This is a genomic window from Gracilibacillus phocaeensis (assembly GCF_900626275.1).
GTDB lineage: Bacteria > Bacillota > Bacilli > Bacillales > Amphibacillaceae > Gracilibacillus > Gracilibacillus timonensis.
The window spans coordinates 527,709-539,688 of sequence record NZ_LR131143.1 but is presented as its reverse complement, the minus strand read 5'-3'; the positions used below and the strand labels follow the sequence as shown (position 1 = coordinate 539,688).

Here is an 11,980-nt window from a genome sequence, read left to right as displayed (position 1 = left end):
TCAATGTTTGATCAAATAGGAAAAAGGGAATGGTGTGGTAGTAGTATTCCACCTGTGAGGTGTTTTCCCCAGGTGGTACATAAGAGATGATAAAAAAGGAGGAAGGCGTTTTGGCTTTGAATTTACAATCGACAACTACTTTGCATAATGGTGTGAACATGCCATGGTTTGGTTTAGGCGTGTTTAAAGTGCAAGATGGCGAAGAGGTTTACAATTCTGTGAAATGGGCGCTGGAGCATGGCTATAAAAGTATTGATACGGCGGCTATTTATAGAAATGAAGAAGGGGTAGGTAAGGCAATCAAAGATTCGGGTATCCCAAGAGAAGAGTTGTTTATTACCTCAAAGCTGTGGAATGGAGATCAAGGCTATGAGGAAACATTCCAAGCTTATCAAGCGAGTTTAGATCGATTAGGATTAGATTATCTGGACTTATACCTTATTCACTGGCCAGTACCAGAACAAGACAAGTATAGAGAATCATGGCAGGCGATGGAGGAACTATATAATGATGGGAAAATAAGAGCGATCGGTGTAAGTAATTTTAAGGAACACCATCTTGATAGACTGTTGGAAAAAGCAGAAATTACACCAATGGTTAATCAAGTGGAGTATCATCCACATTTACAGCAAAAAAGCCTGTATGACTATTGTAAGAAGCATAACATTCAGTTAGAGGCGTGGTCTCCGTTAAAACAAGGGGAACTATTAACGGATGAAACATTGATGGAGATTGCAGAACGACATGGGAAATCCACGGCACAAATTATTTTACGTTGGGACTTACAGCAAGAAGTAATTACGATTCCGAAGTCGGTGAAACAACAGCGTATTCATGATAATGCGGATGTATTTGATTTTGAGTTAACCAATGCTGAAATGAAATTGATTGCCGACATGAATAAAGACGATCGGGTTGGGGCGGACCCAGATGAAATGAACAATCGATAAATAGGGAGGCAAGACTCTTCAGGAGGGATTTCGTGATGAACAGGAAATTAAATAAATCGGTGAATGACCGTGTCCTACTTGGCGTTTGTGGAGGGATTGCCGATTTTTTCGGCATCACTCCTTTACCCGTTCGCATTATTTTCCTTCTTACTTTAGGAGGGTCTTTCTGGGTTTATGTCGTATTGGCCTATGTTTTGGACGATGCTCCTACCTTGTGATCATAAGGTTGATGACTGCTTGTATCTTAGCAGTCATCAATTTTTTTCTTGAAAAGTAAAGAAAAAAATCTTTGGTATAAAAGGATTAGGATAGATCTCGACCTTGAATGAATCGGGGTGCTGATAAGATGGATGTTTAACATCATCCATCTTATCAGTAGTTCGTATCTAGTTTCGGTTAGTAATAAGGGAGCAGGTGGAATTTGTCAGTTTTTCTTATTTAGATGGAAGTGTTTGATTGACAAGTGAGGTGTGCTTCACACGTGACAGTAGTAACAGACCAATCAATGCCCCGGTAATACTGCTGACAAGAAAGCCGGGCAGAAAGGCCAGTACTCCCACTGAAGTTCCCATCACAAGCTTGGCAAAAGGGACGCATAATAGCGAGCCAATAATGCCTGTTCCGAACATTTCACCCCCTCCAGCAAGCCACTTCTTATGTCCCCATCGATAAAGATAGCCCGCTAATAAGGCGCCAACCATTCCTCCTGGAAATGCCAATAATGTACCAATACCTAATAGATTTCGTAATAATCCAATCGTAAAGGCAATGACAACAGCTGGTATAGGACCAAGCATGACGGCTGCAATGACATTAACGGCATGCTGTACTGGATAGGCTTTTGCCACCCCTGTTGGGAACCAGAGAAATTGCGACCCCAGTGTGCCAATTGCAATGAGCACCGCCATTATCGTGAGTAAATGTGTTCGATTCATTTCTTTTCCTCCTTTGTTTTTTTGCACGCAAGGAAGGAAAAAAGCCAGATTCTTATGATAAAAAGAACCTGGCTAAATAACCTACTTCCCTCCGCTGGTTATCAACCAGATCAGGTTCATAGAGTTAAAAGGCTTGATCGCGCCTTTCTCTCAGCCTATACTGATAGGCACCCCTAGTAGTGCATGCATATGTAATTGTATGTCATTGTACCAAAGATAGCGCAAAAGTCAATTTTTCACAAAGTTATTGTCCATGTATATAGCAACATTCCTTTTCATTATCGCAAAAATAAATTTATATAAAAGGGTTGTAAAACGCTTTCTAATGATTTATACTTTCACTAAATCGATTTACTAAACCGATTTAGTAGTTAAAAGCTAGTTAGAGGGGTATGCGTATGAAAAGGATAACCATTGCAGATGTAGCTAAATTAGCCGGGGTATCAAAAAGTACTGTCTCCCAATATCTTAATCACCGTTTTGATTATATGGGAGCGGATACTAAACAAAAAATAGAAAAAGCGATCCAGCAATTAAACTATAAACCGAATATGGTCGCACGTAGTTTGAAACAAAAATCTTCTACGACAATTGGGGTGATTGTGGCTAATATCCTCCATGTATTTTCTACTCAGGTGATTCGGGCGATTGAAGATTTCTGTCAGGAGAAAGGTTTTCATGTGATTGTCTGTAATGCCGACGATCAGCCAGAGAAAGAGAAGAAATATATCGAGATGCTGCGGGCAAAGCAAGTGGACGGTGTGATTGCCTTCCCAACTGGCGATAACGTGGAGCTTTATCAAAAACTGCTGGAAGAAGATTATCCCGTTGTTTTAATGGATCGAATTATTCCATCTCTGGATATTCCATCGATTTTATTGGACAATCGAACAGCTGCCCAGTTGGCTGTCGCTGAAATCGTTCAGCAGGGCTTTCAACGGCCAGCAGTTGTCAGTTCACCACTTACAGCCGCAATTACTCCTCGAATAGAGAGGGTAGAGTCTTTCCAGCGGAGCTTACAGGAACATGGATTGGAGCTATTACCTTCTTACAAGGTAAGTGGAAAAATGGTGGATTTAACCAACAAGTTAGCTGAACTGTTTCAAAATGAACAACCGCCAGATGTTTTGTTTGCGATTAATGACCGTGTGCTACATGAGGTATTAACGTTCATTAAACAGCAAGGATTAAGGATACCAGAGGAGGTAGCGGTGATAAGTATTGACGACGTGTCCTTTGCCAATTTCTATAACCCACCGTTAACCACGATTTCTCAGCCTGCCTTTGACATGGGGAAGAAAGCGGCAGAAATACTGTTTGAATGTATGGTTGATCAAAAGGAGGAAAAGCTGCAAGTTTATCGTTTTCCACCAACCTTAAATAAACGAGAATCCTGTTGAGAAAGGGTGTTACCATGAAAAATATATCAACTACCATTGTAAACGAAGTGCGAGAGGTGCTTGATCATGTCAAGGAAACAGAGATGATCCAATTAGCAGAGGCCATCCAGTCTGCCAAACGAATCTTTATTGCCGGAACAGGTCGATCAGGGTTAGTGGGAAAAATGTTCGGCATGCGTTTAATGCATAGTGAATATCCGGTATTTATTGTAGGAGAAACGATTACGCCGAGCTTAGGTTCCCAAGACTTGTTGTTGGTTATTTCCGGTTCGGGTGGTACCGCTAGTTTACTCCAATATGCACAAAAAGCAAAAGAGATTGACGCCAAAGTAGCCTTGGTCACCACCAATCCAGATTCAACGATTGGACAACGAAGCGATGTAACGGTACAGATCCCAGCGGCAACGAAGAAACGCTTGGCGTCAGAACCTGAAACTATTCAACCATTAGGCAGTTCATTCGATCAGTCCGCTCATCTGTTATTAGATGCGATTATCGTCTATTTATTAGAAACCTATCCAGCTGCTCGTGATGAGGCAAGCTTACGTCAGCAGCACACCAATTTAGAGTAGAGGAGAGAAAATTATGTCTATTATCGAAGGAATTAAGCAAGAGAAGGTGGTTGCCGTCATTAGAAAGGCAACGAAAGAAAATATAGTACCTATTTTGGAAGCGTTGGCAGAAGGTGGCGTACATCATGTGGAAATTACGGCAGAAACCCCGCAAGTAAACCAAATTATTGAAAAGGCAGTACGAGAAGCAGATCCAGCCATGAAAGTTGGGGCAGGAACCGTACTAGACCCGGAAACAGCCAGATCTGTCATCATGGCAGGGGCGGCTTTTGTTGTCTCCCCGACGTGGAATGTCGATACACTACGATTATGTCAGCGTTATGGAATCGAACATATTCCAGGGGTGCTGACACCTACAGAAATTTCTGTTGCCTATGAACATGGGGCACGTATGGTGAAGATATTTCCAGCTGATTCTGTAGGCCCGTCCTATATCAAAAATATCCGTGGGCCTCTGCCGCACGTATCGGCAATGGTTACCGGCGGAATCACACTCAACAATATGAATGACTATTTACAAGCAGGAAGTACCGCTGTGGGGATAGGAAGCAACTTAGTAAATGCTGTCCAGTTGAAATCAGAAGCCGACTATCAGGAGCTGACGAAACGAGCGGAAAACTATATTCGACGAGCGAATTCATAAGTCGATAAGCCTCAAATAAGGATCAACATGCATAAGGGAGGTAGCCGCATGTCAAAAAATAAAATGGTGTTCCTTTCCCTATTGGCAGGGATTATTACCCTACTTTTTACGGGATGCAATACGGATGAAGTAGAGGTTAACGAAGAAGGAAAGATAAAAATTATTGCCGCGCATAATCAGACATCACCAGATAATCCTTATCAGGCAGGGTTGTTAAAATTTAAAGAAATAGTCGAAGAAAAATCAGGCGGACAAATGGAAGTAGAAGTGCATGCTGGTACAATTGGGACAGAGGAGTCAGAGTTAATTGAGAAGCTACAATTAGGGGCAGCAGATGTTGTCGTGGCCTCACCTGGTCTGATGACGCAAACAGGAATACGGGAAGTGGACTTGTTTTCTGCACCATATTTGTTCAATACGTATGATCATTGGTTAGCAGCTGTAGATGGTGAAGTAGGCAAAGAGATGGCACAAGTCATTAATGATAAATCGAATAATTCGTTTAAGCTCTTAGGCTACTGGTCAGCTGGTGTACGGCATTACTATGGCAAAAAACCGATTGAATCAATAGAAGATTTGAAAGGGTTATCATTACGTACCCAAACATCAGGGGTTATCTCTGATTTCTGGAAGGAGCTTGGTGTAGTACCATCTGGTATTGCTTGGGGCGAACTATACCAAGGGTTACAACAGGATGTAGTCGATTCATCGGAGAATGCTTATCCATTTTTTGTCCAGCAATCTCACCATACAACGCCTAACGGGAAATATATCACGGAAACGGCGCATGATTTTACGACACGATTTTTACTGATCAATGGAGAGAAGTTTGATAACTATACGTCCAAGCAGCAGGAGATTATTCTGCAAGCGGCCGAGGCCTCTGTGGAAACCGAACGGGAAGTGACCTTGCAGCAGGATGAAGAATATAAAGAGAAGGCGATAGAGGAAGGGGCTGAAGTAAACGAGATTGATCGTGAACCGTTTATCGAGATTGCGACCCCAATCATTGAGGCATTTGCCAAAGAGATTGAAGTAGAAGAATTATTGCAGAAAATCCGTTCATTAGAGGAATAACAAGGAGGTAATTGGATGAGAAAGTGGGTAGGCACCTTAGAAAAAATACAGATTTCCATAGGCATAGCCTTTCTCTTTATCTTTTTCGGAGTGATTGTTCTGCAAATTATCACCAGATATTTAGGAGTATCGGTGATTTGGACCGAAGAAGCAGCGAATTATTCGTTTATATGGGCGGTGTTTATGGGTGCGGCAGTGATGGTGAATCGTCGGGAACATTTTAACTTCGATTTTTTGGTGCAAAAACTACAAGGGAAGAAAAAGATATACCTTCAATTGTTTAACGATACGGTGTTAGTCTTGTTCAACCTATGTATTTTTGTACTGGGGATTCAAGTGGTACAAGAATTTTGGAGTTATACCTGGTCTTCCATTCCGGAAATGAAGATGGGCTATGTATGGATAGCCATTCCCATTATGGCAGGCACGATGCTGATCTATACGCTAGTGCATATGGCTAGTCATATCCAATCCCTACGAGGGCAGGAGGTGCATGAATAATGGGATTTTTACTGCTTGGTTTGTTCCTTGTATTGATGTTCGTTGGGGTACCGATAGCTTTTGTAATTGGGATTGTGGCCTTGATCGGAATAGCTGGTATGCCGTATACACCAGAAGCCACGGTGCCAATGAAAATGGTGAATGGGTTAGACTCATTTGTGCTATTGGCCGTGCCTTTATTTATTTTGGCAGCGAATTTAATGAATTCAGGTAAAATATCAGAAAAGATGATCGAATTTGCCTTAGCGATTGTTGGTTCGATTCGTGGCGGGCTAGCGCATGCGAATGTGCTTGTATCGATGATGTTCGCAGGTGTATCTGGCGCTTCACAAGCAGATACAGCCGGAGTTGGAAAAATCCTGATACCAAGCATGTTGCGTAAAGGCTATGATAAAGAGACGGCTGTTGGTGTAACCGCTGCCTCTTCTACCGTTGGTGTGGTCATTCCACCAAGTATCCCGATGATTATCTTTGCAGGACTATCCAACGTATCGATCGGGGCTTTGTTTCTAGGTGGAATCGTTCCAGGGCTTTTAGTCGGTTTGGCGATGATGATCTTGATTTATGTAGTCGCCGTTAAACGAAAGTACCCGAAGGATCAACGGGTAGAAGCAAGCGCGATATTTAAGCTGTTTCGTGAAGCATTTCCGGCATTGCTTACACCAATTATTATTATTGGTGGCATTATCAGCGGGCTCTTTACCGCAACGGAGGCAGCAGCGGTGGCTTGTATTTATACCACGCTGATTTGCATGTTTTACTATAAAACCTTACAGCTAAAGGATTTTCCAAAAATATTATTTGATACCTTGGCATTGAGTTCTTTATCCTTGTTTGCTTTAGCTGCTGCCAGTGCGTTAGGTGAATTAATGAGTTATTATCAGCTAGGTTCTATTGCTCAGACTTTTTTTGAAAATAATATTGGGGCAAAATGGTTGTTTATTTTGATTATTATTGCCTTTTTCCTTTTCATTGGTACGTTCATGGACGCGATTCCAGCGATGATTTTATTTGTACCAATTATTTTACCGACGGCTTTAGAATTTGGAATAGATCCCGTACATTTAGGGATAATGGTAGTCATGACCTTAGCAGTAGGGCTGATTACACCACCATATGGGTTATGTTTGTTACTTGCTGCAAAAATAGGGAATATGTCAACTGAACGGTCCTTTGTGGCAGTGCTCCCCTATATTGGGATTGTATTGGTGGTCCTTTTGTTTATTGCCTTTTTCCCGGACATTGCCTTTTACATTCCACAATTATTTAGTCCGGAATTATTTGGTTAGGAGTGAATGATAGTGAAAAATGATAAGCAAACGGCTGCAGAGGCAGCCATAGATTATATAAAGGATGGCATGATTGTAGGACTTGGATCGGGATCTACTGTTAATTATATGATAGAAGCGCTGGCGGAGCGTATCCAAAGGGAAGGACTATCAATTCAAACCATTCCAGCCTCGAAGAAATCCGAACAATTAGCAACCGAACTGGGCGTTCCGCTTACTTCTTTTTCAGAATATAAAAGAGTGGATATTGCCATTGATGGCGCCGATGAGGTCGATTCTGATTTTCAACTGTTAAAAGGAGGAGGCGGTTCCTTGGTAAGGGAAAAGCTAATTGCTGCTGCCGCCGATTATTTTGTTGTGATTGTCGATCAATCCAAACTGGTGAGACAGTTAGGTGCCTTTCCTCTTCCGGTTGAGGTGGTTCCATTTGCTTGGAAAGTCACCGAACAGCACATCCAACAATTAGGCTGTCGCACAAGCAGACGCTATCAAGGAGATCATGTATTTGTTTCGGATAATGGCAATTATATTATCGATTGTTCATTTGAACAGATTACAGAGCCTTCCGAATTGCATCAACAATTAAAAACATTGACAGGGGTCGTGGATACCGGTCTTTTTCTGAACATGGCCGATGAAGTGATTGCTGCAGAACATGGTAAGCTGCATATCCGCAAACGTAAGCAATAACGAGGGGGAGCATAGATGAAGGATGTTATCACGATAGGAGAGGCAATGATTGTTTTTAATCCCAATGCCACAGGTCCGATGAAGTTTGTTAATGGATTTCATAAGCATATTGCAGGTGCTGAGCTTAACTTAGTAACTGGCTGCGCTCGATTAGGGTTAGAGACAGGCTATATCACTCATTTAGGGAATGATGAGTTCGGTAAGTCGATTCGCACCTTTATTAAAGGCGAGGGTATTGACGCAACCGAAATTAAACTGGTAGATAGATATCCAACCTCACTGAATTTTAAGGAAATCATGGAGGATGGCAGTGTCAAAACCTTTTATTACCGGGATAAATCACCAACCTTAACGATGACGCCAGATGGATTGAATGAAGCGTATATTAAGCAGGCAAAGGTACTGCACGTAACGGGAATATTTCCAGCGATTGGTGGCCAGAACATGAATGTTTTGTTGCGAGCATTGGAAATAGCTAAACAGCATGGTGTGAAAGTTTCCTTTGATCCCAATATACGGCTGAAAATGTGGTCGAAAGAGGAAGCAAGGAAGACATTGTTGGAGATCCTGCCCTATGTGGATATTTTGCTAGCGGGCGATGAAGAAATGGAAATTATTATTGGTGAAAAAGATCCAGCACGTATTATTGAAAAGATAAGGGCTATGGGTGTGTCTTGCATAGCTGTTAAGCAAGGAGAGCATGGCTCTGTGGGCTGCTATCAAGGGAAGATCGTTCATTCCGAAGTAGTGAAGGCAACCAAAGTAGTAGACACTGTGGGGGCAGGGGATGGCTTTAATGCTGGTTTTTTATATGGCTATCTGCGTGACTGGTCATTAGAACGGACATTACACTTTGCTAATACGATAGGCTCAATGGTGGTTGGGGTTATTGGAGACAACGAAGGGTTACCGTACTATGAGGACGTGCAAGAAAGGCTAGGGGAAGTAGAGCGAGTAGAGCGTTAGGAGGGTACCAAAATGAGATTACAATTGGCATTAGATCGTCTCGCACGTGATCGATGTATAGAAATAGTTGGCGCAACGAAAGATATAGTGGATATTATTGAGATTGGCACAGGGGTGATCAAGGAATACGGTGTCTCTATTATTCGAGAAATAAGGGAATTGTTCCCTAGTCGCACGATTTTAGCCGATATGAAGACATGCGATGCCGGTAAACATGAAGCAAAACAAGCCTTTGCAGCAGGTGCAGATATCACTACAGTGATGGCGTTCTCCGCAGATCAAACGATTCAGGATACCTTGGAGGTTGCCAAAGGAATGGACGGTATCATCATGGTAGACTTATTAGAAATACAAACGCCAGATAGGGTAAAACAGCTTGAACACCTTGGAGTAGAGCTGGTTTGTCTTCATGTAGGTAAAGATCAACAAACGAGTGAGCGTTTTGACAGCAAGTTGTTTTCTCTAACTGCTGGCACAGACTTAGAAGTAGCAGTGGCTGGCGGTATTGATCAAAAGACACTACCGGGGATTGTCACACATCAGCCCGATATTGTGATCGTGGGCAGTGCGATAACTGGTAACGCTGACGTGGCTCAAGCAGCAAAGCAATTAAAGAGGCAGATGTCATAGACATTGGAGTGACAACTCGCTTGATTTAGTTGACATAATGCGAGACCGTCCGGAAAAGGGTGTAAACCGTCCGGAAAGCAGATGAAACCGTCCGGAATACGCGCAAAACCGTCCGGAAAGAAGGCGAAACTGTCTGGGATACTGCCCGATGCTCTAGCACCTGCACAGCCATAGAGTTGCTTGCTTCCCATTATGATCAAAGAACGATACAATAGACGTTAACGAGAAAGGAGGCTTCACCATGGAGTTAAAAGGTATACATCATGTGTCCGCTATTACCGCCGATGCTCAGCGGAATGTCAATTTTTATACGAAAATATTGGGAATGCGGCTGGTGAAGAAAACCGTTAATCAGGATGATCCAAGTATGTATCATTTGTTTTATGCCGATGAGATAGGAAGACCAGGTACTGATCTAACTTTTTTTGAGATAAGTAACGCTGGCCATACGTATCCAGGGAACAACAGTATTTCTGGTACATCATTACGGGTTCCTTCTGATGAGGCATTATCTTATTGGGAACAACGTCTTGATCAATATGATGTTATCCATGATGGGATATCGGAGCGATGGGGCAGGAAAGTGCTTCCCTTTCAGGATCATGAAGGGCAGCGATTGATATTTGTTTCCGACCAGCATAACCAAGGGATAGCAGCAGGTGTACCGTGGCATAAGAGCCCTGTACCGCAAGAATTCAGTATCACCGGTTTAGGGCCTGTTTATATTACTGTGCCAAACTTGACGCCTACGGAAGCAATCCTAGTGAATTTGCTCGGTTTTCGTAAAATAGATGAGCAAGGCTCCCTGCACTTGTATACTGTCGGGGCTGGTGGTACCGGTGCAGAGATTCAGGTCGAGGTAGATCCAAAAGCAGATAAGGAAAGACCAGGAAGAGGCAGCGTGCACCATGTTGCCTTGCGGGTAGACAACCAACAGGAACTGGAACAATGGCGTGATAAAATCCGAGCAGAACGCCTGCCGAATTCAGGGTTGGTCGATCGTTATTATTTTCATTCTCTCTATTTCCGTGAACCAAATGGGATTTTGATTGAACTAGCAACGGATGGACCCGGTTTTGCGACAGATGAATCGGAGGAGCATCTCGGCGAGAGTATAGCCTTGCCCCCATTTTTGGAAGATAGACGACAAGAAATTGAACAACATTTGAAGCCAATTCAACTCAAATAAGCATACAGCCTTTACGTGAAAAATCGTAAGGGCTGTATTTACGTATAATCCATCTTCTTTTTTTGCTATAATAAAAGGATATTCGAAAAAGGGGGAACATGAAAATGATCGATAAACTACGAGCCATTTGTTTAGATATGGATGGGACCATCTTACGACATGATAATACGATTTCTGATCAGACTTTGCGCATGATTCAAGCATGGAGACAACAAGGGGTACGGGTGTTTATTGTTACCGGCCGCTCCCTGAAAGAATTATATGATGCCGCACCAGCAGATATTGAACTGGATGGCTTCGTTACGTCGAATGGGATGATTAGTTATATTAACAAAGAAAAGGTGGCAGAATACGAGCTAGACCGTGCGATTGTCGAGGATGTGATCGAATTGGCACGAGAGGATCAGATTTATTATGAGGTTCACCCGAATGATCATCATCGTTGGACATTGCAAGAAGACTATGCCTTTATGAAGCAGATGATTGATCGGGACAAACCGGAAGAAGTTGGTATTCATGAATGGCTTGATCGAGAAGCGGCAATGGCTGGCGATATCAACTGGCCGGAAACCTATCCGCCTTATAAGGTAGCAAAATTATATTGTTTTACCAATGAACAGGAGAAAATGCAGGCATGGATCCAAAGATTACAGCAATTAAAGCAAACCGCCGATTTCACTACCTCTTCTTCTTCGCCACATAACGTGGAAGTGATGGCTGAAGGAATTAATAAGGCGACAGGGGTACAGGTACTATTGGAGCATTACCAAATAAGTCCGGAACACACCTTAGCCATGGGAGATAGTAATAATGATATTCCGATGATGCATTATGTCGGCCATCCAGTAGCGATGAAGAATGCCACCGAGGAAATAAAACGGATTTCCAAAGAAATAACAACCGCCACAAATGATGAAGAGGGCGTCTATCATTATTTGCAGCAGTTGTTGCATGGCACGGAAAAGGGACAAGGAGTCAATACTGTACGAGAATAAAACTTGCCATACCCTTATACATATTGATGCAGGGTATGGCATTTATTCACGCTCATTTATCACTGCGTAACCGTGCGTAAATCCCACTGCAAACTGCCAGGAGATCCACGAATAACAGACAAAAAAACGGCCAATCGCAAATT

Annotated in this window: 14 protein-coding genes and 1 riboswitch; of the genes, 13 read left to right on the top strand and 1 reads right to left on the bottom strand. The window is 42.6% G+C overall.

Annotated elements, in window-relative coordinates; genetic code table 11:
• The first annotated feature begins 110 nt into the window (after positions 1 to 110).
• Both E0E32_RS07035 and E0E32_RS07030 read left to right on the top strand, forming a co-directional pair.
• Entirely contained in the window at positions 111 to 950 is an 840-nt protein-coding gene (locus E0E32_RS07035; protein ID WP_130859378.1) for an aldo/keto reductase, read from the top strand.
• A gap of 35 nt (positions 951 to 985) precedes the next feature.
• Positions 986 to 1,168: a PspC domain-containing protein gene (locus E0E32_RS07030; RefSeq protein WP_130859377.1), complete on the top strand. Its 183-nt coding sequence runs from the start codon at positions 986 to 988 to the stop codon at positions 1,166 to 1,168.
• A 216-nt stretch (positions 1,169 to 1,384) separates the two neighbouring features.
• On the opposite strand, the gene thiW is transcribed toward E0E32_RS07030, so the two are convergent.
• Complete coding sequence (gene thiW, locus E0E32_RS07025) at positions 1,385 to 1,885, bottom strand: energy coupling factor transporter S component ThiW (protein ID WP_130859376.1); 501 nt, start codon at positions 1,883 to 1,885, stop codon at positions 1,385 to 1,387.
• A gap of 69 nt (positions 1,886 to 1,954) precedes the next feature.
• Positions 1,955 to 2,070: riboswitch (TPP riboswitch) on the bottom strand.
• Between the two features lie 213 nt (positions 2,071 to 2,283).
• Between thiW and E0E32_RS07020 the strand changes: the two genes are divergently transcribed.
• From E0E32_RS07020 to E0E32_RS06970, 11 genes are all read left to right on the top strand, one after another.
• Positions 2,284 to 3,285: a LacI family DNA-binding transcriptional regulator gene (locus E0E32_RS07020; protein ID WP_066188437.1), complete on the top strand. Its 1,002-nt coding sequence runs from the start codon at positions 2,284 to 2,286 to the stop codon at positions 3,283 to 3,285.
• Positions 3,286 to 3,299: 14 nt separating this feature from the next.
• Positions 3,300 to 3,857: a 6-phospho-3-hexuloisomerase gene (gene hxlB, locus E0E32_RS07015; protein ID WP_066188435.1), complete on the top strand. Its 558-nt coding sequence runs from the start codon at positions 3,300 to 3,302 to the stop codon at positions 3,855 to 3,857.
• Positions 3,858 to 3,870: 13 nt separating this feature from the next.
• Positions 3,871 to 4,500: a bifunctional 4-hydroxy-2-oxoglutarate aldolase/2-dehydro-3-deoxy-phosphogluconate aldolase gene (locus E0E32_RS07010; RefSeq protein ID WP_130859375.1), complete on the top strand. Its 630-nt coding sequence runs from the start codon at positions 3,871 to 3,873 to the stop codon at positions 4,498 to 4,500.
• Positions 4,501 to 4,548: 48 nt separating this feature from the next.
• A complete protein-coding gene (locus tag E0E32_RS07005; protein WP_066188431.1) occupies positions 4,549 to 5,577 on the top strand; it encodes a TRAP transporter substrate-binding protein in 1,029 nt (342 codons plus the stop codon).
• 15 nt (positions 5,578 to 5,592) lie between these two features.
• Positions 5,593 to 6,078 carry a TRAP transporter small permease gene (locus tag E0E32_RS07000; protein WP_130859374.1) on the top strand — a complete coding sequence of 162 codons (486 nt, stop codon included), beginning with the start codon at positions 5,593 to 5,595 and terminating at the stop codon, positions 6,076 to 6,078.
• Positions 6,078 to 7,367, top strand: coding sequence for a TRAP transporter large permease (locus E0E32_RS06995; protein ID WP_130859373.1), 1,290 nt, complete (start codon positions 6,078 to 6,080; stop codon positions 7,365 to 7,367). Before E0E32_RS07000 ends, E0E32_RS06995 begins: the two co-directional genes overlap by 1 nt.
• A 6-nt stretch (positions 7,368 to 7,373) precedes the next feature.
• On the top strand, positions 7,374 to 8,057 hold the full coding sequence (rpiA, locus tag E0E32_RS06990) for a ribose-5-phosphate isomerase RpiA (protein ID WP_130859372.1): 684 nt from the start codon (positions 7,374 to 7,376) through the stop codon (positions 8,055 to 8,057).
• A 15-nt stretch (positions 8,058 to 8,072) separates the two neighbouring features.
• The gene (locus E0E32_RS06985) at positions 8,073 to 9,023 is read left to right on the top strand and encodes a sugar kinase (protein WP_130859371.1); all 951 of its coding nucleotides are present in this window, start codon (positions 8,073 to 8,075) and stop codon (positions 9,021 to 9,023) included.
• A gap of 12 nt (positions 9,024 to 9,035) precedes the next feature.
• Positions 9,036 to 9,653: a 3-hexulose-6-phosphate synthase gene (gene hxlA, locus E0E32_RS06980; RefSeq protein ID WP_130859370.1), complete on the top strand. Its 618-nt coding sequence runs from the start codon at positions 9,036 to 9,038 to the stop codon at positions 9,651 to 9,653.
• Between the two features lie 241 nt (positions 9,654 to 9,894).
• Complete coding sequence (locus E0E32_RS06975; RefSeq protein WP_130859369.1) at positions 9,895 to 10,842, top strand: ring-cleaving dioxygenase; 948 nt, start codon at positions 9,895 to 9,897, stop codon at positions 10,840 to 10,842.
• Positions 10,843 to 10,946: 104 nt separating this feature from the next.
• Positions 10,947 to 11,837 (top strand): Cof-type HAD-IIB family hydrolase, encoded by an 891-nt coding sequence (locus E0E32_RS06970; protein WP_130859368.1) that lies wholly within the window; start codon positions 10,947 to 10,949, stop codon positions 11,835 to 11,837.
• The last annotated feature ends 143 nt before the right edge of the window (positions 11,838 to 11,980 follow it).

Coding starts and splice junctions, on each gene's coding strand:
- E0E32_RS06995 (WP_130859373.1), top strand. CDS start 6,078: ATGGGATTTTTACTGCTTGGTTTGTTCCTTGTATTGATGTTCGTTGGG.
- rpiA (WP_130859372.1), top strand. CDS start 7,374: ATGATAGTGAAAAATGATAAGCAAACGGCTGCAGAGGCAGCCATAGAT.
- hxlB (WP_066188435.1), top strand. CDS start 3,300: ATGAAAAATATATCAACTACCATTGTAAACGAAGTGCGAGAGGTGCTT.
- E0E32_RS06975 (WP_130859369.1), top strand. CDS start 9,895: ATGGAGTTAAAAGGTATACATCATGTGTCCGCTATTACCGCCGATGCT.
- thiW (WP_130859376.1), bottom strand. CDS start 1,885: ATGAATCGAACACATTTACTCACGATAATGGCGGTGCTCATTGCAATT.
- E0E32_RS07010 (WP_130859375.1), top strand. CDS start 3,871: ATGTCTATTATCGAAGGAATTAAGCAAGAGAAGGTGGTTGCCGTCATT.
- E0E32_RS07030 (WP_130859377.1), top strand. CDS start 986: ATGAACAGGAAATTAAATAAATCGGTGAATGACCGTGTCCTACTTGGC.
- E0E32_RS07000 (WP_130859374.1), top strand. CDS start 5,593: ATGAGAAAGTGGGTAGGCACCTTAGAAAAAATACAGATTTCCATAGGC.
- E0E32_RS07005 (WP_066188431.1), top strand. CDS start 4,549: ATGTCAAAAAATAAAATGGTGTTCCTTTCCCTATTGGCAGGGATTATT.
- E0E32_RS06970 (WP_130859368.1), top strand. CDS start 10,947: ATGATCGATAAACTACGAGCCATTTGTTTAGATATGGATGGGACCATC.
- hxlA (WP_130859370.1), top strand. CDS start 9,036: ATGAGATTACAATTGGCATTAGATCGTCTCGCACGTGATCGATGTATA.
- E0E32_RS06985 (WP_130859371.1), top strand. CDS start 8,073: ATGAAGGATGTTATCACGATAGGAGAGGCAATGATTGTTTTTAATCCC.
- E0E32_RS07020 (WP_066188437.1), top strand. CDS start 2,284: ATGAAAAGGATAACCATTGCAGATGTAGCTAAATTAGCCGGGGTATCA.